The sequence below is a fragment of the Ruegeria sp. YTSC192 genome (genome assembly GCF_059609705.1).
This window is the reverse complement of the sequence record NZ_JBXWMG010000004.1, coordinates 308,552-328,006: the sequence shown is the minus strand read 5'-3', so window position 1 is coordinate 328,006 and position 19,455 is coordinate 308,552. Positions and strand designations below refer to the sequence as shown.

15 protein-coding genes are annotated in these 19,455 nt (G+C 58.2%); 10 read left to right on the top strand and 5 right to left on the bottom strand.

Translation table 11 applies throughout. The features are described 5' to 3' along the window. Nucleotides 1-139: 139 nt before the first annotated feature. Nucleotides 140-1,084 (bottom strand): PDR/VanB family oxidoreductase, encoded by a 945-nt coding sequence (locus AC2FD8_RS08630; RefSeq protein ID WP_496854890.1) that lies wholly within the window; start codon nt 1,082-1,084, stop codon nt 140-142. Nucleotides 1,085-1,339: 255 nt separating this feature from the next. Here AC2FD8_RS08630 and AC2FD8_RS08625 point away from each other — a divergent pair, with 255 nt between their 5' ends. The 4 genes from AC2FD8_RS08625 to AC2FD8_RS08610 all read left to right on the top strand — a co-directional run bounded on the left by AC2FD8_RS08625 (nt 1,340) and on the right by AC2FD8_RS08610 (nt 6,474). Continuing rightward, complete coding sequence (locus tag AC2FD8_RS08625; protein WP_496854892.1) at nt 1,340-2,245, top strand: LysR substrate-binding domain-containing protein; 906 nt, start codon at nt 1,340-1,342, stop codon at nt 2,243-2,245. A gap of 104 nt (nt 2,246-2,349) precedes the next feature. Continuing rightward, entirely contained in the window at nt 2,350-3,507 is a 1,158-nt protein-coding gene (locus AC2FD8_RS08620; RefSeq protein WP_496854894.1) for an aromatic ring-hydroxylating oxygenase subunit alpha, read from the top strand. A gap of 113 nt (nt 3,508-3,620) precedes the next feature. Continuing rightward, nucleotides 3,621-3,860, top strand: coding sequence for a hypothetical protein (locus tag AC2FD8_RS08615; RefSeq protein WP_496855370.1), 240 nt, complete (start codon nt 3,621-3,623; stop codon nt 3,858-3,860). A 193-nt stretch (nt 3,861-4,053) separates the two neighbouring features. After that, on the top strand, nt 4,054-6,474 hold the full coding sequence (locus AC2FD8_RS08610; RefSeq protein WP_496854896.1) for a GcvT family protein: 2,421 nt from the start codon (nt 4,054-4,056) through the stop codon (nt 6,472-6,474). 371 nt (nt 6,475-6,845) lie between these two features. Here the strand turns inward: AC2FD8_RS08610 and AC2FD8_RS08605 are convergent, their stop codons facing one another. The 4 genes from AC2FD8_RS08605 to AC2FD8_RS08590 form a co-directional block, all read right to left on the bottom strand. Beyond that, on the bottom strand, nt 6,846-9,059 hold the full coding sequence (locus AC2FD8_RS08605) for an NADP-dependent isocitrate dehydrogenase (RefSeq protein WP_496854898.1): 2,214 nt from the start codon (nt 9,057-9,059) through the stop codon (nt 6,846-6,848). Nucleotides 9,060-9,281: 222 nt separating this feature from the next. Then, the gene (locus AC2FD8_RS08600; protein ID WP_496854900.1) at nt 9,282-10,313 is read right to left on the bottom strand and encodes a trans-3-hydroxy-L-proline dehydratase; all 1,032 of its coding nucleotides are present in this window, start codon (nt 10,311-10,313) and stop codon (nt 9,282-9,284) included. A gap of 122 nt (nt 10,314-10,435) precedes the next feature. Further along, entirely contained in the window at nt 10,436-11,494 is a 1,059-nt protein-coding gene (locus AC2FD8_RS08595) for an ABC transporter ATP-binding protein (protein ID WP_496854902.1), read from the bottom strand. Next, on the bottom strand, nt 11,491-12,297 hold the full coding sequence (locus tag AC2FD8_RS08590; RefSeq protein WP_496854904.1) for an IclR family transcriptional regulator: 807 nt from the start codon (nt 12,295-12,297) through the stop codon (nt 11,491-11,493). Before AC2FD8_RS08590 ends, AC2FD8_RS08595 begins: the two co-directional genes overlap by 4 nt. A 138-nt stretch (nt 12,298-12,435) precedes the next feature. Between AC2FD8_RS08590 and AC2FD8_RS08585 the strand changes: the two genes are divergently transcribed. The 6 genes from AC2FD8_RS08585 to AC2FD8_RS08560 all read left to right on the top strand — a co-directional run bounded on the left by AC2FD8_RS08585 (nt 12,436) and on the right by AC2FD8_RS08560 (nt 19,454). Further along, entirely contained in the window at nt 12,436-13,695 is a 1,260-nt protein-coding gene (locus AC2FD8_RS08585; protein WP_480724708.1) for an ABC transporter substrate-binding protein, read from the top strand. A 93-nt stretch (nt 13,696-13,788) separates the two neighbouring features. Further along, entirely contained in the window at nt 13,789-14,712 is a 924-nt protein-coding gene (locus tag AC2FD8_RS08580; RefSeq protein WP_496854906.1) for a carbohydrate ABC transporter permease, read from the top strand. A gap of 1 nt (nt 14,713) precedes the next feature. Next, on the top strand, nt 14,714-15,562 hold the full coding sequence (locus AC2FD8_RS08575) for a carbohydrate ABC transporter permease (RefSeq protein WP_496854908.1): 849 nt from the start codon (nt 14,714-14,716) through the stop codon (nt 15,560-15,562). Between the two features lie 21 nt (nt 15,563-15,583). Continuing rightward, nucleotides 15,584-16,924, top strand: coding sequence for an alpha-glucosidase/alpha-galactosidase (locus AC2FD8_RS08570; protein ID WP_496854910.1), 1,341 nt, complete (start codon nt 15,584-15,586; stop codon nt 16,922-16,924). Nucleotides 16,925-16,980: 56 nt separating this feature from the next. Then, a complete protein-coding gene (locus AC2FD8_RS08565; protein ID WP_496854912.1) occupies nt 16,981-18,690 on the top strand; it encodes an IlvD/Edd family dehydratase in 1,710 nt (569 codons plus the stop codon). Then, on the top strand, nt 18,690-19,454 hold the full coding sequence (locus AC2FD8_RS08560; RefSeq protein WP_496854914.1) for an SDR family NAD(P)-dependent oxidoreductase: 765 nt from the start codon (nt 18,690-18,692) through the stop codon (nt 19,452-19,454). Before AC2FD8_RS08565 ends, AC2FD8_RS08560 begins: the two co-directional genes overlap by 1 nt. Nucleotide 19,455 lies beyond the last annotated feature (1 nt).

The following is a 19,455-nucleotide window of genomic DNA, read 5'->3' as shown; positions in this document are numbered from 1 at the left end:
ATTCTCATAAAAACCGCTATCCGCGGTCTTAATGTCCAAATCCGTAAACGGTTCTTTAATCGACATCAAATTCCTCCCATTTTTCTTTTCATGCAGCCGTTGCGTGCCGGGACATCCAGCATGCTGTCGGGCTATATTCTCAAAGTGCCAGGACCAACCGGTCGGATTTTGCCCTGGATACGCAGGTGCACAGATAGCTGTTCGAGGCTTGCTCCTCGGGCGTCAGAATACCGTCCCGGTGGTCCACCTCACCGTCGACAACATCCACCATGCACGACCCGCACAGACCTTCGGAACAACCGAAATCCACATGAACCCCATTGGTTCTGAGGACGTCGAGAATGGTTTCATCCTTCGACACCTTGAAGACGGCGCCCGTCGACTGGACCTCGATTTCAAAACTGTCATTGGGCGCGTGTTCGATATCGGAAGCAGCCGCAAAACGCTCAAAGTGGATGGCCCCGCCGCGCAGAGCGCTGCCAGATTCGAGGACCGCGTTCAGCATTGGTTCCGGACCGCAGGTATAAACATCCGCACCCATCGGCACGGACTGCATGACGGTTGTCAAATCGAACTGCCCATCTGTCGCATCGCAATGCAGATGGTACCACTCATCCAGACCCAAAGCACGGAACTTGTCGTCCATCGCAGCCAGTTCTTTAGAGCGGACCAGATAGTAGACCCGGAAATCCTGACCCCGGTTCAACAGTTCGCGGGCCATTGCGACCATTGGAGTCGCACCGATGCCCCCCGCGATCAGGGTTACGTGGCGATCATGGCTTTCAAGTTTGAAATGGTTGCGCGGGCCACCAATGGCGACCTCGACCCCTTCGTCCAACGCATGCATGGCCAATGATCCCCCGCGACCACCATCCTCGCGCTTGACGGCGACGTTCAGGGTGCGACCGTCCTGGCTCCAACTCCAAAGAGAATATTGGCGCACCAGATCGTCGCCAAGATGGATATCCACATGCGCGCCGGGTTCAAGCCCGGTGAAACGCCCGCGCTCGATTTCAAAGCAGAAATCCGAAGTGTCCGGGCTGAGTTCAGTTTTCCGGATCAGACGCGCTTTCTGAGTGTTCATCGGGGTACTCAACTTATCTTGCGCCGACAAGAACCGCAAAAGGGCGGTCGTCGTGTCGGCCTTGGTGTTGACTTCTACCTGGCTTGGTCGGGGTGCGCGTCGCAGGGACGGCAAAGAACAGCGAAACCGCCCTTCAGGAAAGGCGAAACATCATTGGGCGCAAAACTGCAGAAAAAAAGATAGATTTCAATTGCAATATTTTTCGCACTCAAGTGAAAGTAACTCAATCAAAAGCCTTAGAGCAACAACGCCCATATGTCACGCCGCTACTACAATCTGCCTCCGCTTGCGTCGCTCTCTGCCTTCGAGGCCGCCGCCCGGCACCTCAGCTTCAAGGTTGCTGCAAGCGAATTGTCCGTCACGCCCGGCGCTGTAAGTCATCAAATCAAAGCGCTGGAGACCGAGTTGGCCGCCCCGCTTTTCATGCGCAAACATCGCGGCGTTGAACTGACCGACGATGGCGTGGCGCTGCAAGAGGCGTTGGGAAGCTCTTTCCTGAAAATCTCGAAGGTTCTTGAGCGGATTCGCAGTGGGGATTCCGACAATCATGTCACCGTGGGGTCCACAACAGCGGTTGCCGCCTTGTGGCTTTCCCCGTCGGTCATTCGGTTTTGGCAGGACTATCCGCACGTAAAAGTGAACCAAATGGCCGAGGATGCATATTTCGCGGATCGCCCTGACGTGGATTTTTTCATTCGATACGGCAAGGACCCGGATGCCTCTCTGCCTCATACGAAACTGTACCGGGATATCCTGACACCCGTGTGCAGCCCGGAACTGGCAGAGGAGCTCAAAGGGGCCAGTCTCAGGGATCTGACCGAACACCGCCTGATTCATCTGGCGACCCAACACAGCAATTGGACCACATGGGCGGAATGGTTTCAGGCTCTTGGATTTAAGGAGAGTATTCAGACGCAGGCACGTGTCAGCAGCTATGCGCTAGCTCTGCAGGTTGCCAGAAAGGGTGCTGGCGTCGCCCTGGGCTGGAAGCGTCTGCTTCAACCCATGCTGGATTCCGGAAAACTTGTGGCGTTAGAGGTCTTCAGCATCCCTGCGCCGCATAATTTCTATCTTGTAGAACGAGAAAACGACAACCTGTCAGAAGGGGCGCTGGCCTTGAAAGAATGGCTGCTGAATGAGCTTGAGGAGAATTCGGTTTAGCTCCCCTCATCTAGCGGTTAGGATTTTTAGTATTGAATGCAGGGCCTCTGCGCTGCCAATGGAGACCCAGAAAAACGCCAATTCAAAAGTCTTAGGAGAGACCGATGAACAAGCATGCACCGCTTTCGTCTGTTCTGAACCCGGTAAACACAGCAAAGGGGCTGCCGAACGCGCATTATATCGACCCTGAAGTGTTTGCCGAGGAACGCGACGCGGTTCTGTTTGCGAATTGGTCCGGGATCGGATTCGGCAAGGATATCCCTCAGGCAGGTGATGCCTATCCGATTGATTTCCTTGGCATGCCCCTGCTGATGGTCCGTGACCGGGACGGTCAGATTGGCGTGTTCCAGAATACCTGCCGCCACCGCGGCATGATCCTGGTCGACAAGCCGCAGAAGATTCGTGGCGCGATCCGCTGCCCCTATCACAGCTGGTGCTACGGCCTGAACGGCGAGCTGCGCACCGCCCCCCACGTTGGTGGCCCCGGTCAGAACACCCATGAAGATCTGGATTTCTCGGAACTAGGTCTATTCCGCATCCGGTCCTACGTCTGGCGCGACGTGATCTTCGTCAACGTCGACGGCAACGCCCCCGAGTTCGAACAGGTTCACGGCGAGCTGATGGAGCGCTGGAAAGAGTTCGAACAGCCCATGTATCACGGCGGCGCAGGCGCGTCGGTCCGGTTGGAGCTGGATTCGAACTGGAAACTGGCGGTCGAAAACTTCTGCGAAAGCTACCACCTGCCCTGGGTTCACCCGGGTCTGAACAGCTATTCGCGTCTGGAAGACCACTACAACATCAACGAGCTGGGCAAATACTCGGGTCAGGGCACCCTTGTTTATCGTCAGTTCGAAGGGGAAGACGGCTCGAAACTTGCTGATTTCGATAGCTTGAGCGAGAAGTGGCACGAAGGCGCCGAATATATCGTTGTCTACCCCAACACCCTGCTGGGCGTTCAGCGCGACCATGGCTTTGCCTTCATCATCGACCCGATCACTCAGGAACGGTCGAATGAGCGGATTGAGCTGTACTATGCTCAGAAACCCGAAGACAGCCCCGAACACGAAGGCCTGCGCGCGCAGAACGCAGCGCTTTGGAAAACCGTATTCGAAGAGGACGTATTTGTGGTCGAAGGCATGCAAAAAGGCCGCCATGGCATCAAATTCGACGGTGGACGCTTCTCGCCCGCAATGGACGGCCCTACCCATTGCTTCCACCATTGGGTTGCAACGCAGATCGAAAAGGCCCGTGCCGAGGCATGACCACTTTTCTGAATGACGGTCTGGCCAGGAATTTCCTGGCCGGGTCGTGGGTGGAGGGCGACAAGAGCGCCTGCGTCGCGGTCGAAGATCGCCATTTCTCTAACAGGATAGCCATGGATCGCGAAGCTTTGGACCGTGAACTGCTAGAGGCACATGCCGATTGCGACCAAGAGGCGCTTGTGCGCCTGTATACGATTGCTGCCGACGAACGGGAGCTGGCGCAGGACGTTGATGCCGCCTGTTTCTATCTAACTCACGCCTTCGTCTTTGCACTGGAATCTGGCCACCGAGAGGCGAGCAATCTGAACAAACGACTGGCTGACTATGGCCGCGCCCACAGGCTGGAGTTCTGAGCGATGGCGACAAGGAATGCGTGAAATCATGCGCGGCATCTGGTGGTGCCGGTATCCCAAAAAATGAATGCAGATCGTGCCTCTGGTCAAACAGGGGTCTCAGTTGACGCGTTTAGAACAGTTATGGGTCTGAATCGCCATATTCTTAAAGAAAGACCGGTTCTGACATGACACAGCAAATCAGGAATACGAAATGCGCGAAGAAGCACAGGCGGTAGTTATCGGCGGCGGGGTGATCGGGTGCTCGATCCTTTACCATTTGGCCAAATTGGGATGGTCCGACGTGGTCCTGCTAGAAAGGGATGAGTTGACCTCTGGCTCAACCTGGCACGCAGCAGCCAACATTCACGGTCTGCACGACAGCACCAATATCAGCCGCATCCAGCACTACACGATGAACCTGTATAACGCGCTAGAGGAAGAAACCGGCCAAAGCTGCGGTGTCTTCCAACCCGGCTCGCTGTATCTGGCCCAGACCGAAGAGCGGGAACACCAGCTGAAGCTTCAGGCGGCCAAAGCCAAGCTTTATGGCATGAACTTCTACGAGATCAGCATTGAAGAAGCACAAAAGCTGAACCCGCTGGTCAATTACGAAGGCATCCGTTGCGTGATGTTCGAGCCCGATGGCGGCAATGTTGACCCGTCAGGCGTGACCAATGCCTATGCGGTTGGCGCACGCCAGCGCGGGGCCGAGATCCATCGCTTCACCCCCGTCACCGCGACCGAACAGCAGGAAGACGGCACCTGGATCGTCAAAACGCCCAAAGGTGACATCAAGACGCCTTGGGTCGTGAACGCGGCAGGCCTTTGGGGTCGCGAAGTCGCCAAGCTGGCTGGCATCGAGCTGCCGCTGCAACCCACCGAACACCAGTACTTCGTGACCGAGGCGATGTCTGACGTCGAAACCCACGGCACCCGCCTGCCCTCGGTCTCGGATCGCGATGGGGAGTACTATCTGCGTCAGGAAGGCAACGGCCTGCTGGTCGGGGCCTATGAGAAGGACATGAAGTTCTGGGCCGAAGAAGGCACCCCACTGGATTTCGCTCATGACCTGTTCCCAGACGATCTGGAGCGGATCGAAGAGAATATGATGAACGCGATCGAACGCCTGCCCGCCGTGGGTGAGGCCGGGATCAAGCGGGTCATCAATGGCCCGATGATCTGGTCGCCGGACTCCAACGTTTTGATGGGGCCGGTGCCCGAGGTGGATGGCTATTTCTGCTGCAACGGCATCATCCCCGGATTCTCGCAATCGGGTGGCATGGGCCTGATGGCGGCGCAGTGGATCATCGAAGGTGAAACCCAATACGACATGTTCGCCTGGGACATGGCGCGCTTTGACAGCTGGGCCACCAAGGAATTCACCAAGGCCAAGGTGCAAGACCAATACGCGCACCGTTTCGCCATTCACTTCCCCAACGAAGAACGCAGCGCAGGCCGCCCTGCCCGCGTGCGCCCGATCTACGAGACCCAAAAAGCCATGGGTGCCGTCTTTGGCCTGAACGTCGGCTGGGAACACCCGCTGTGGTTCGCAGACAAGCCGGGCGTCGTGGACACAAACGGCTTCACACGTCAGAACTGGTGGGGCCCGGTTGGTGAAGAATGCAAGATGCTGCGCGAGCGTGCGGGCATCATCGATATTTCGAACTTTGCCAAATACATCTGCAAAGGCCCCGGCGCCGCGGATTGGCTGAATGCGGTCTTTGCCAACAACATGCCCAAAGCGATTGGCCGATCTTGCCTGACGCCGCTGATCTCAAAACGCGGTGGCATTGCCGGGGACTTCACCGTCACCCGCGTGGCCGAGGATGAGTTCTGGGTGATCGGCTCAGGCATGGCAGAACGCTATCACAAACGCTTCTTCAAGCAGGTCCCTCTGCCCGAAGGCACCACATTTGAAAGCCACACCGAGGCCATGTGTGGCTTCAACGTAGCTGGACCGCAATCGCGCAAGATCCTGCAGCGGTTGACCAACACGTCGCTGGCGAATGAGGACTTCCCCTTTATGCGCTCGGCCAGGATTGAGGTGGCAGGCGTTGAACTTCTGGCCCTGCGCGTCTCTTTCACCGGCGATCTGGGGTGGGAGCTGCACTGCAAGACCGAAGATCAGGCGCGCCTCTACGATGCTCTGCTTGAGGCGGGCAAAGAGTTCGGCGCAGGCCCAGTTGGCAGCCGTGCCCTGATGTCGATGCGCGTGGAAAAAGGCTACGGCTCGTGGAGCCGCGAATACAGCCCGGAATACTGGCCGCATGAGGTGGGTCTGGATCGTCTGTGCAAGTTCGAGAAGGACTTCCTCAACAAAAACGCCGCGCAGAAAGTGCTGGAAAACCCCGCGCGCGAACAGCTTGTCCTGCTGCATCTGGATGAGGCCGACGTGACGGCCTCCAACGCGGACGCCACGGGTGGTGAGCCGATCTTCAAGGATGGCGAAGGCATCGGACGAGTCACCTCGGGCACCTATGGCTACACTGTCGGCATGTCGCTGGCCTTGGGTTACGTCAAAAACGCCCAACCCGGAGACGGGGTTGAAGTGATGGTTCTGGGCCAACCCCACAAAGCCACCATCCTGCAAGAACCGCCTTTTGACGCGGCGGGCAAAATCCTGCGGGGCTGATCGTCAATCAACCACGGCAAAGCCAGTCCTTTTCAGGTCTGGCTATTTCATGTGCGCTAAAGCTGCATGGCACTGCTCGGTCGCCATTTCGGCGGCAATATCGAAGCACTTTTTAGAAAACCAAATGGCCAGCACCCCAAATGCTGGCCATTTTTGAGTGAGTGATAGGCCCGAAGGCCCCACCGGTAATCGTCTGTCTTGGATACGGTAGCAAGAGATGAGGCATCGGGGTATTGGGGGAATCCCGTAGGCCCTGCAGATTCTGTGAAATCTTGCGGGCATGACTATCAACTGATTGAAAATAAAGGTGAAATTAAAGTCTTTCCGCGCCATGCAAAAAGACCCGCGCCACAATGGCGCGGGTCTTTTTCTTAGCCAATGATCGCGTTCAGCGTCGCACTTGGGCGCATCACAGCCGCGGTTTTGGCAGGATCGGTATGGTAATAGCCACCCAGATCAGCCGCCCCGCCTTGGGCCGAGGCAAGCTCACCCAGAATCTGCTCTTCCTTGTCGGCCAGAGCGCTGGCAAGCGGTGCAAATTCAGCTGCCAGTTCAGCATCATCCGACTGCGCGGCAAGCGCTTCGGCCCAGTAGCGCGCGAACCAGTAGTGGCTGTCACGGTTGTCCGGTTGACCGACCTTGCGGCTGGGGGACCGGTTGTTGTCCAGAATGCCCTGCGTTGCCGCCTCGGCCGCCGCACCCAGAACACCCGCCTTGGCGTTGCCCTTGCTGTCGGCGAGGAAGTTCAGCGATTCACCCAGCGCACAGAACTCACCCATCGAATCCCACCGCAGGTGGTTTTCTTCGACCAGCTGCTGCACGTGTTTCGGAGCAGACCCGCCTGCGCCGGTCTCGAACAGACCACCGCCGTTCATCAGCTTGACGATCGACAGCATCTTGGCCGAGGTGCCCAGTTCGAGGATCGGGAACAGGTCGGTCAGATAGTCCCGCAACACGTTGCCGGTGATGGCAATGCTGTCATTTCCGGCCGTGATGGTTTCCAGCGACTGACGGGTCGCTTCACGTGGGGCCATGATCAGGAAATTGTCAGAAACACCAGCAGCTTCCAGCGCGGGCTTAACATATTGGATCAACTCGGCATCATGCGCGCGGTTTGCGTCCAGCCAAAAGATCGCCTCGGATCCGGTCAGGCGCTGACGGTCCATCGCCAGTTGGATCCAGTTCTCGATGGGCGCTTTCTTTACTGTGCAGGCCCGCCAGATGTCTCCGGCCTCGACCTCATGCGAATGCAACGTTTCGCCATTGGCCAGAACAACGCGGATTGTGCCATCCGCAGGTGCCTGGAACGTGGTCGGGTGCGAGCCGTACTCTTCGGCCTTTTGCGCCATCAGGCCAACGTTGGCAACCGCACCGGCAGTGGCCGGGTTCAGCGCGCCATTGGCTTTGAAGAAGTTGATGGATTCGTCATAAATCGACGCGTAGCAGCGATCAGGAATCACGCAGTTGGTGTCGCCTTTGGCTCCGGTCTCGTCCCAGCCTTTGCCGCCTGCACGGATGACAGCTGGCATCGAGGCGTCGATAATTACATCGGACGGAACATGCAGGTTGGTAATGCCACGGTCCGAGTCGACCATGTACATGGACGGACGGTCACCCTTGATCGCGTCGATGGCAGCCACGATGTCGGCATTGTCCTTCACGCGGTCCAGCAGATCCCCCAGACCCGAGTTCGGGTTAACACCCAGCGCATCAAGCTCTGCGCCGAATTTTTCGAACACAGGGGCCAGCCAGGCGCGTACGGCATAGCCGAAGATGATCGGGTCGCTGACCTTCATCATCGTCGCTTTCATGTGAAGCGAGAACATGGTGCCGTCTTTTTTTGTGTCCTCGATGGCATCGACCAGGAAAGAGGACAGCGCTTTGACCGACATGAAGGTCGCGTCGGCAACGGTTCCCTCTTCCAGCGGCCAGCCGTCTTTCAGCACCGTCACGCTGCCGTCATTGCCGACAAATTCGATCTTCGCATCACCGGCTTGTGCCGCAGTGATCGTCGCCGATTTTTCATTGGCATAGAAATCATTGCCGGACATCGAAGACACCTTGGTCTTGCTGTCCGACGCCCATTCCCCCATCGAATGCGGGTTCTTCTGGGCGTAGTTCTTCACTGCACGCGCCGCGCGGCGGTCACTGTTGCCTTCGCGCAGAACTGGGTTCACCGCCGAGCCCTTGATCGCGTCATAACGGGCGCGGATTGCCTTTTCTTCGTCGCTCGAAGGCTCTTCGGGGTAGTTCGGGATGTCGTAGCCCTGCGATTGCAGCTCTTCGATTGCGGCAACAAGCTGAGGAACCGAGGCCGAAATGTTGGGCAGTTTGATCACGTTGGCGTCGGGCGTTTTCACCAGATCGCCCAATGCGGCCAAATCATCGGTGATGCGTTGCGCGTCGGTCAGCTTCTCTGGGAAGGTCGAAATGATACGGCCTGCAAGCGATATGTCCTTGGTGCCAACGCTGACACCCGCCGCCGAGGCGAATTTGCGAATGATGGGCAGGAATGAGGCGCTGGCCAGCTCGGGCGCTTCGTCTACAATGGTATACAATATGTCGAAGTTCGATTTATCAGCCATATTCTTTCACCTTTTTTAAGCCTTTAAGGGGCAATCGCTGCAAGAGTTCGGGCCGCTTTATTGCGGCGCGGGAGGGGCGCGTATGACATAGCACCCCTGAGTGACTCTGATTTGACAGGGCTTCCCATAAATCAGGTTTGCGTCGGGATCAATCGTCTACAGGGGGCGCAAATTGCCACGGTTGGGGAAAAACAGGCCAATGGACCTTTGATTGCGCGGTTTTCAGGGCCCAACGCCCCAGGTATCACTTAACCGATATCCACCGGGCCAGGGGTCATCCGGGTCCAACAGATGCTGATGAACCCCGGTAATCCAACCTCGGCCGCTGATCTCGGGGATGATGGCCTTGCGGTCCCCGACCTTGACGTCCTCGACTATCCGGCCAGTAAAACGCGATCCGATGATCGAAACGGCCTCAAAAACCTGCCCGGCTTTCATATGGCCTTTCGCGGCCATCAAGGCCATGCGGGCCGAGACCGCCGTTCCGGTCGGCGAACGGTCAACTTTGCCGGGCTGAATCGCAACGGCGGATTTCCCTGTCAGCCCGGTTTCGGTTGCCCTCAACGGTCCGCAAAACGCGCAGAAAGAGATATGATCCCAAGCCGCGTTTTGCGGGTGGGTAAAGCCAAGCTGATCATTGGCGGCATTGGTGATCGCAACGCCCAGACGGGCGATATCGCGGGCCTCGGCCTCGACAATTTCGAACCCCAAAGCCTCGGCATCGACCACCACGAAACTATCCCCTCCATAGGCCGTATCCACGATGAGGGTGCCCACGCCCGGCACCTCTAGCGGCACCGCGATCTTGTCGGCAAAGCTTGGCAGATTCTGCACATAGATACGCTGGGCTTTGCCGTCCCGACATTCCGCCCGGACGCGCACCAAGCCGCCCGGAGCCTCAAGCGTCATATGCGTTTCCGGCTCTTGCATGGGAATGATGCCACTGTCCAAAAGAACAGTGGACACACAGATCGAGTTCGACCCAGACATAGGCGGCGTGTCCTCTGGTTCCATGATAATGAAAGCCGCATCCGCCTGCGGATGTTTCGGAGGGACCAGCAGGTTGACATGGCGAAAGACACCGCCTCGGGGTTCATTCAGCACGAAATTGCGCAAACTCTGATCTTGCGCAATGAATGTGCGTTGGTCCCACAGGGTTTCTCCGGGTGGCGGCTGCACGCCACCAACGATGACGTCGCCCACCTCGCCTTCCGCATGGGCCGAAATCACATGGACGGTTTTGACGCTGCGCATGGGGCCTCTCTCGCTCGAAATGAGTCGGGCCGACTGGCCTCGTTTGGACCAGTTCAGAGAACGACCCCGTTTCGGTCAAGCTTAAACCTGCGCTCAGAGCGCCCCGACTGAACGGCAAGCCGCTACCGAAACCGAACGCCTGTTTCGGGGTCGAACACCATGGCGCGCTCGGGTTGGACCGTAATTCCGATCTTCTCGCCTGTGGTGCTGCGTTGGTCCTCCCGCTCTTCGACGATCAGCTTGTCGCCATTTGCGGTCAGAAGATAGGAATAGGACACGCCCCCCAGCGCCTCGGTCAAGTCAACAGTGCAGGTGTCAGCGCTGCGGTCGATTTGGATATGTTCGGGCCGCATGCCAAGGGTGACCTTGTTTACACCAGCCGGAACCTGGGCCGAAACCGGCATAGGCTGTCCAAGTGCGGGATGCGTGACGTGACCGTCTGCATAGTCGCATTCGAGAAAGTTCATCGCGGGCGAGCCGATGAAGCCCGCCACAAACCGGTTGTCCGGATCGCGGTACAGGTCCATCGGGGCACCGACCTGTTCGATCCGGCCATCGCGCAGCACGACGATCTTGTCGGCCATCGTCATCGCTTCGACCTGATCGTGCGTTACATAGATCATGGTGGCGCCAATTTCCTGATGCAGACGCGCGATTTCGACCCGCATTTCGACCCGCAGTTCGGCGTCGAGGTTGGACAGAGGTTCGTCAAACAGGAACACTTCGGGGCCGCGCACGATCGCGCGCCCGATGGCAACACGCTGACGTTGACCACCGGACAGGGCCTTGGGCTTGCGTTTCAGGTATTGGTCCAGTTTCAGAATGCCCGATGCCTCGTGAACCTTCTTGTTGATCTCGGCTTTGGGAACGCCGTTCATGCGCAGGCCAAAACCCATATTCTCGGCGACCGTCATATGCGGGTACAAAGCGTAGGTCTGGAACACCATTGCCACGCCGCGCTTTGCCGGATCCATATGGGTCACTTCACGCGCGCCGATATGAATTTGGCCTTCCGAGGTTTCCTCAAGCCCCGCAATCATCCGCAGCAGCGTGGACTTGCCGCAGCCCGATGGGCCAACGAAAACGCAGAACTCACCATCTTCGATTTCCAAATCGATCCCGTGGATCACCTGGGTCTGGCCGTAGCGTTTGATCGCCTGATTGAGCGTTACACCTGTCATGTCGATTGCATCCTGTCGTTCTGTCTGTTCGGGCGGGTTTCCGGGAACCGCCAAGCCTGCGCCTCGGTCGCGATCTGGTCGGCAACGCGACGCACCCGAGGGACCCAGGCCTCTAGTTGATTGAAATCCATCCGCCCGGTTGAACCGGTTACTGAAATCGCGCCCAGCACGCGCCCGCCCGAGGTCAGAACCGGACAGGCGATGCAGATAATGCCTGGCTCATGCTCTTCATCGTCAACAGCGTAGCCACGGGCCCGAATCCGATCCAGATCCGCCCGCAAAGCCGCCTCGGAGGTCAGTGTCTTTTCCGTGAACCGGTGATAGCTTTGCTGGGATACGGCACGATCCAATGCAGGCCCATCCAGAAACGCCATCATCGCCTTACCGACACCGGTGCAATAGGCCGGGCCGACCTTGCCAGCCTGCGAATACATCTCGACCGGTTGGGCGGCGTTGCGCTTGTCGACATACAGCACCTGATTGGAATCCAACTGCGCCAGATGCACCGTTTCGCCAGTCTCGGAGCTGAGCGTATCCAGAAACGGCCGCGCTATAGGGGCCAGAGAGCTTTGCGTCCACGCCGTATGCGCCAGACGGACCAGCCGCAGACCCGGCGAATAGGTCTGCCTGTCAGGCTCATAGGCCAGCATGCCCTGATTGGTCAGCGATTGCAGAAAACGATAAAGCGTCGCTTTGGGAAAGCTGCTGCTCTCCAGCAATTCCGCGAACCGCACCGGGCGCTCGAACGAGGCCACGTGCTCCAGCACATCACATGCTTTGCCTATTGTTCCGTCACCAGCCACGGGTGTGTGTTCTCCTCCGTTTGACGCCCGTGTTTCCACGAGGGTCTTGACAAGACTAGCCGAGTCGATGTGTAGTTTTCAATATATAAAACATGGTTTCATTATTTGGAACTAAAATGGAAGCTAAGGGAGGACACCATGCATTCCATGTTCAAGCGCACCGCCGCCGCATTGGCAGCGAGTGTGGCACTAGCTGCACCCGTTGCCGCCGAACTAACCGGCGAGCTGCGCATCTTTCTTGACACCTCGAACCCGGCGCCACGTGCGACGATGGAAGCGATGATTGAACAGTTTCAGGCCCAGCACCCTGATCTGGCCATCGAAACCACAGTTATCGACCGCGAGGCGTATAAGACGCAGATCCGCAACTTTTTGACGGCTGACACGCCAGATGTTGCAACGTGGTATGCCGCAAACCGGATGAAGCCTTATGTCGAGGCGGGTCTTTTCGAAGACGTTTCAGACCTGTGGGCAGAGCCTGAGATCGCCGAAAACCTGGCCTCGACCAAAGGCGCGATGACCCTTGATGGCAAGCAGTGGGGCGTGCCCTATACCTACTACCAGTGGGGCGTGTACTATCGCAAAGACATCTTTGATGAGCTGGGCCTGACCGAGCCGACCACCTGGGAAGAAGAACTGGCGAACTGCCAGAAGATCGTCGACTCGGGCCGGGCCTGCTATACCATCGGGACCAAGTTTCTGTGGACCGCCGGTGGCTGGTTTGACTACCTGAACATGCGCACCAACGGGTTCGACTTCCACAACCAGCTCGCCAATGGCGAAATCAGCTGGGAGGATGACCGCGTCAAGCAGACCTTCGCCAACTGGAAGCAGCTGGTCGACATGGGTGCCTTCATCGACAACCACCAGACCTATAGCTGGCAGGAAGCCCTGCCCTTCATGGTGAACGGGGATGCAGCCGCCTATCTGATGGGCAACTTCGCTGTTGCACCTCTGCGCGAAGCGGGTCTGAGCGACGATCAGCTGGACTTCTATCAGTTCGTCGCGATCAACCCCGATGTTGAACTGGCCGAGGATGCCCCAACCGATACGTTCCACATCCCGGCCAACGCTTCGAACAAGGAAGCCGCGCGCGAATTCCTGCGTTTTGTCGTGTCTCCGGACGTTCAGACCGAAATCAACAACGGTTCCAACCTGGGCCAGCTTCCGGTCAACGCGCAATCCTCGGTGGATGACGACAAGTTCCTGCAGCAAGGGTTCACCATGCTGTCCTCGAACAGCCCAGGTGGTGTCGCCCAGTTCTGGGACCGCGACGCTCCGGCTGAAATGGCCAAGGTCTCGATGGAAGGCTTCCAGGAATTCATGGTCAAGCCCGACAATCTGGACAAAATCCTGGCCAAACTAGAACGTGCTCGTAGCCGTATCTACGACAACTGATCTGGCAGGGGCCGGGTAAAATACCCGGCCTACGCCTTCCTCAAATGCAAGGCGGGCTTCAACCCGCCTTCGCCCCCAGATCCGAGATAGCCCATGTCAGCCGTCGACACACCGGAACAGGAAAGCTGGTTCCATCGCAACCAACAACGCATCGCGCCCTGGCTCTTCCTTGCGCCGGGCCTGTTGTTCTTCATGGTCTATGTGATCATCCCGGTCTTTCAGTCCTTCAACCTGTCACTCTACGAATGGGATGGGCTGGGCGCCGCAGAATACGTAGGGTTCCGCCACTATGAGAACCTTTATTGGGAGTGGGTTGACCGCGACGCGTTCTACATCTCACTCAAGAACAACCTGATCTGGTTGATCCTGTATTTGGCAGCGATCCCGGCGGGCCTGTTCATCGCCCTGTTCCTGAACCAGACGGTCTGGGGCATTCGACTCTACAAGTCTCTGTTTTTCTTCCCATTCGTGATTTCTCAGGTCGTTGTCGGGCTGGTGTTTACATGGTTCTACGACCCGACATTCGGGTTGCTGAACGAATTCCTGGGCTTCTTCGGCCTTGGCCCGCTGAATGTGTTGGGGGATGAAAAACTGGTCACATACGGCATCATCGCCGCCGGCCTGTGGCCGCAAACGGCCTATTGCATGATCCTGTACCTGACCGGCCTGAACGCCGTGGACCCCGAACAAATCGAAGCCGGGCGACTGGATGGCGCAAAAGGCGCGCGAATGCTGTGGCACATCATCCTGCCGCAACTGCGCCCGGCCACGTTTATCGCCTTTGTCGTGACCATTATCGGCGCGCTGCGGTCTTTCGACCTGATCTCCATCATGACGCAGGGTGGGCCATTCGGGTCGTCCCGCGTGCTGGCCTATTACATGTTCGAGGTGGCGCTATCCGAATACGGCTTCCGCATGGGATATGGCGCCGCCATCGCGGTGATCCTGTTCCTCATCATGCTGTGCTTCATCGCCTACTTCCTGTGGTCGATGTACCGCGAAGAAAAGGGGCACTGAGATGTTTCCCAAACCTATCGAAAAACAACCCCGCGCGGCGCAGATCACCTATCAGGCCATGCTGCCGATTGCCCTGCTGCTATGGCTCGGGCCCTTGCTTGCCGTCGCCTTGTTCTCAATCAAGCCCGAGGCGGATTTCACCAGCGCAAATTACTGGGGCCTGCCGTCCCGGTTCGAGGGCGCGGTCAATTACGGGCAAGTCTTCTTCAACTCGGACATGCCGCGGTATCTGCTGAACTCATTCATGATCACCATTCCAACGGTGATCGGGGCGGTCGCGCTCAGCTGCATGACCGGGTTCGCGCTGGGGATCTACAAATTCAAGTCGAACCTGTGGATCTTCTTCATGTTCGTGGCGGGCAACTTTGTCCCATTCCAGATCCTCATGGTTCCGGTCCGCGACCTGACTTTGGAGCTTGGCCTCTACAATACCAAAACCGGTCTGGTCCTGTTCCACATCGCGTTCCAGACCGGGTTCTGCACACTGTTCATGCGAAACTTCATCCGCGCGCTGCCTTTTGAGCTGATCGAAGCCGCAAGGGTCGAAGGCATCAGCGAGGTCCGTATCTTCTGGTACGTTGTCCTGCCCCTGATGAAACCGGCCATCGCGGCGCTGAGCGTGCTGATCTTCACTTTCATCTGGAACGACTATTTCTGGGCCGTAGTCCTGACCCAAGGGGCCGAAAGCCAACCTGTGACGGCCGGGATCACCAGCTTCAACGCTCAGTACCGCGCGGCCTATCAACTGATGAGCGCCGGTTCCCTCGTTGCCGCCTTACCACCCGTGGCCATGTTCTTCCTGATGCAGAAACACTTTATCGCGGGCTTGACCCTTGGAGCAGTAAAATAACGCCAAACGAGAGTTTGCAAAATGACCAAGATCACCTTTATTGGCGCAGGTTCCACGATCTTCATGCGCAATATCGTGGGCGACGCGCTGCTGACCCCTGCCCTCGCCGACAGCCACTTTGCCCTGATGGATATCGACCCGCAACGCCTGGCCGAAAGCGAAACAGTGGCGCGGGCCATGATCCGTTCGGTCGGCACTGGCGCGACGGTGACCACCCACACCGACCGCCGCGCGGCGTTGGAGGGGGCCGATTTCGTCATCACCGCCTTTCAGGTCGGCGGGTATGAACCCTGCACGGTGACGGATTTCGAGATCCCCAAGCAATACGGGTTGCGCCAGACCATCGCAGATACGCTCGGGGTCGGAGGGATCATGCGCGGGTTGCGCACCGTGCCGGTTCTGTGGGGCGTGGCACAGGATATGATGCAGCTCTGCCCCGATGCGACGCTGTTGCAATATGTAAACCCGATGGCCATCAACACCTGGGCCCTGGCCGAGCAATTCCCGGACCTGAAACATGTCGGCCTATGCCATTCGGTACAGAATACGGTCGAAGAACTCGCTCACGACCTAGACCTGCCCAAGGATGAAATCCGCTACAAAGTGGCAGGCGTGAACCACGTGGCCTTCTTCCTGCGGCTGGATCATCAGGGCCGCGACCTCTACCCCGCCTTGCGTCAGGGCTATGCGCATGGGACCTTGCCGAAACCACCTCTGATGATGCCACGATGCGCCAACAGGGTGCGGTATGAGGTGATGGACCATCTGGGCTATTTCTGCACCGAAAGCTCAGAACATCTGGCAGAATATGTGCCGTGGTTCATCAAGGACGGGCGGCCCGACCTGATCGAGCAATTCTCGATCCCGTTGGACGAATACCCAACCCGCTGTGTCGAACAGGTCGTGGATTGGAAAGAACAGGCCAAAACGCTGACCGACGGGCGCAATATCTCGGTCACGCGCAGCCACGAATTCGCGGCGGACCTGATGAATGCAATCGTTTCAGATACGCCTTATGTGGCCTATGGAAACCTGCCCAACACGGGTCAGATCCCGCAATTGCCCTTGGGCGCTGCGGTGGAAACCCCCTGTCTGGTCGACACAAACGGCGTTCAACCTTCGGTCGTCACCGACATCCCGCCGCAGCTGGTGGCGCTGATGCGCACCCAAATCAACGTGCAAGAGCTGACCGTCCGGGCGCTGACGGAACAAAACCCTGAACACATCTACCATGCCGCCATGATGGATCCCCACACCGCTGCAGAACTGGACCTGCGCCAAATCCGCAGCCTTGTGACTGACCTTCTGACCGCGCATTCGGACTGGGTGCCCGACTGGTGCCGTCCGCTCCGCGCTGCGTGATCTTCATCTTTTTACAAATACTCAATTCCAACCTCAGCTAAAGAAGCGAAGCCAGAATGACAAAGAAACGCCGCTCATCGCATTGGTACGGAAAACTCGACAAAGACGGGTTCATCCACCGTTCCTGGATGAAAAACCAGGGCTTTCCCGATCATGCCTTTGATGGGCGGCCCATTATTGGCATCTGCAATACATGGTCGGAACTGACGCCGTGCAACTCGGGCCTGCGCGATCTGGCCGAAGGCGTGAAACGCGGCGTGTGGGAGGCCGGAGGCTTCCCGGTCGAATTCCCCGTCATGTCGCTGGGCGAGACCCAGATGAAACCCACCGCCATGCTGTTCCGCAATCTGCTGGCCATGGATGTCGAGGAATCCATCCGCGCCTATGGCATTGATGGCGTCGTTCTTCTGGGTGGATGTGACAAGACGACGCCAGGGCAGCTGATGGGCGCCGCCTCAGTCGATCTGCCCTCGATCGTGGTCAGTTCCGGGCCGATGCTGAACGGCAAGTTCAAGGGCAAAGATATCGGATCGGGCACCGATGTCTGGAAATTCTCGGAAGCCGTCCGCGCAGGTGAGATGACCCTGCAGGATTTCATGAACGCAGAATCCGGCATGTCGCGCAGCGCCGGGGTTTGCATGACGATGGGCACGGCCTCGACCATGGCCTCCCTGGTCGAAGCGATGGGCATGTCCCTGCCCACCAACGCCGCCCTGCCTGCGGTTGACGCCCGTCGCATGGCGCTTGCGCATCTGACCGGCAAGCGGATTGTCGAGATGGTGGACGAAGACCTCAAACCCTCGGACATCCTGACCAAGGAGGCGTTTGAGAACGCCATTCTGGCCAATGCCGCCGTGGGTGGCTCGACCAACGCCGTGGTCCACCTGCTGGCGCTGGCAGGTCGGGTCGGCGTCGATCTCACGCTGAAAGACTTTGAAATCGGCTCTGAGATTCCCCTGCTGGTCAACTGCATGCCGTCCGGCAAATATCTGATGGAGGATTTCTGTTACGCAGGTGGTGTGCCTGTGGTGTTGAATGAACTTAAGCCCTTCTTGCGCCCTGCGAAAACGGTTCTGAACAAGGATATCTCGGCCCACTACGACGGGGCCGAGTGCTACAATCGCGACGTAATCCGCCCCTTCGATGACCCGGTGAAACCCGCGGCCGGCCTGCGCGTTCTGCGCGGAAACCTTGCGCCGAATGGGGCCATCGTGAAGCCCTCGGCGGCGACGGATGAGTTGCTGGAAACCGAGGCCGAAGCCTTTGTTTTCGAAAGCATCGAAGACCTGAAGGCAAATATCGACCGAGACAACCTGCCGGTGACGCCCGAGACCATTCTGGTCCTCAAAGGATGCGGACCCAAGGGCTATCCCGGCATGCCCGAGGTCGGCAACATGCCGATCCCCGCGAAACTGGTGAAAGAGGGCGTGCGCGACATGATCCGCATCTCGGACGCCCGTATGTCCGGCACCGCCTTCGGCACCGTCATCCTGCATGTCAGCCCCGAGGCGCAGGCCGGTGGCACGCTGGCACTGGTCAAGACCGGCGACCGCATCCGCGTCTCGGCCAGTAAGGGAGAGCTTGAGTTGCTAGTCGATCAGGCGGAACTCGACACCCGCCGCGCAGCCTGGCAGCCGGAGGCACCGCACTATACACGCGGCTACGCCCGACTTTACATTGACCACGTGCTGCAAGCCGATCAGGGCGCTGACCTTGATTTCCTTGTCGGTAAAGACACACGCCTCGTTACAAGAGAGAGCCACTAATGGACCAACCTGCTGTATTCCGGGACCTGAATGGGGCCTCAGTCTATATCACTGGCGGCGGCTCGGGCGTTGGCGCTTCGCTGACCGACGGGTTCATGACGCAAGGGGCCAACGTGGCCTTCATCGGTCGATCAGACGCAAGCGCCTTCGTGGAAGAAATGCGTGCCAAACACGGTCGCGCGCCCTTGTTCATGCAGGGCGATATGACCGACACGGAACTGTTGCACGCCACCATGCGACAGGCCGCCGAGGCACATGGACCGATCAAGGTGTTGGTCAACAACGCCGCCAACGATCAGCGCCATTCTCTGGAGGAGACGACCTCGGAATTCTGGGACTGGATGATCGAGGTCAACCTCAAGGCCTATTATTTCGCCTGTCAGGAAGCCGCGCGCCAGATGGACAATGGCGGCTCGATCATCAATTTCAGCTCGATTAGCTACATGATGGGCAATGCAGGCTATCCGATATACACGACCTCGAATGCGGGCATCACCGGCATGACCCGGTCGCTGGCGCGCGAGCTGGGGCCGAAAGGCATCCGCGTCAACGCACTGGCCCCCGGTTGGGTGCTGACGCAAAAGCAGATGGACATGTGGGCCACACCCGAAGATCTGGCAGCACATTTGGATCGCCAATGCCTGAAAGAACATCTAAAGCCCGACGACATGATCGGACCCACCTTGTTTCTGGCCTCGGACGCCAGCCGCGCCATGACCGGACAGTGCGTGGTTGCCGATGGTGGCGTCGTGGTAACGGGGTAGA

Bases quoted from the DNA above. Each gene is read 5' to 3' on its own strand.
- AC2FD8_RS08630 (WP_496854890.1), bottom strand. From the start codon at position 1,084: ATGAACACTCAGAAAGCGCGTCTGATCCGGAAAACTGAACTCAGCCCG.
- AC2FD8_RS08625 (WP_496854892.1), top strand. From the start codon at position 1,340: ATGTCACGCCGCTACTACAATCTGCCTCCGCTTGCGTCGCTCTCTGCC.
- AC2FD8_RS08620 (WP_496854894.1), top strand. From the start codon at position 2,350: ATGAACAAGCATGCACCGCTTTCGTCTGTTCTGAACCCGGTAAACACA.
- AC2FD8_RS08615 (WP_496855370.1), top strand. From the start codon at position 3,621: ATGGATCGCGAAGCTTTGGACCGTGAACTGCTAGAGGCACATGCCGAT.
- AC2FD8_RS08610 (WP_496854896.1), top strand. From the start codon at position 4,054: ATGCGCGAAGAAGCACAGGCGGTAGTTATCGGCGGCGGGGTGATCGGG.
- AC2FD8_RS08605 (WP_496854898.1), bottom strand. From the start codon at position 9,059: ATGGCTGATAAATCGAACTTCGACATATTGTATACCATTGTAGACGAA.
- AC2FD8_RS08600 (WP_496854900.1), bottom strand. From the start codon at position 10,313: ATGCGCAGCGTCAAAACCGTCCATGTGATTTCGGCCCATGCGGAAGGC.
- AC2FD8_RS08595 (WP_496854902.1), bottom strand. From the start codon at position 11,494: ATGACAGGTGTAACGCTCAATCAGGCGATCAAACGCTACGGCCAGACC.
- AC2FD8_RS08585 (WP_480724708.1), top strand. From the start codon at position 12,436: ATGCATTCCATGTTCAAGCGCACCGCCGCCGCATTGGCAGCGAGTGTG.
- AC2FD8_RS08580 (WP_496854906.1), top strand. From the start codon at position 13,789: ATGTCAGCCGTCGACACACCGGAACAGGAAAGCTGGTTCCATCGCAAC.
- AC2FD8_RS08575 (WP_496854908.1), top strand. From the start codon at position 14,714: ATGTTTCCCAAACCTATCGAAAAACAACCCCGCGCGGCGCAGATCACC.
- AC2FD8_RS08570 (WP_496854910.1), top strand. From the start codon at position 15,584: ATGACCAAGATCACCTTTATTGGCGCAGGTTCCACGATCTTCATGCGC.
- AC2FD8_RS08565 (WP_496854912.1), top strand. From the start codon at position 16,981: ATGACAAAGAAACGCCGCTCATCGCATTGGTACGGAAAACTCGACAAA.
- AC2FD8_RS08560 (WP_496854914.1), top strand. From the start codon at position 18,690: ATGGACCAACCTGCTGTATTCCGGGACCTGAATGGGGCCTCAGTCTAT.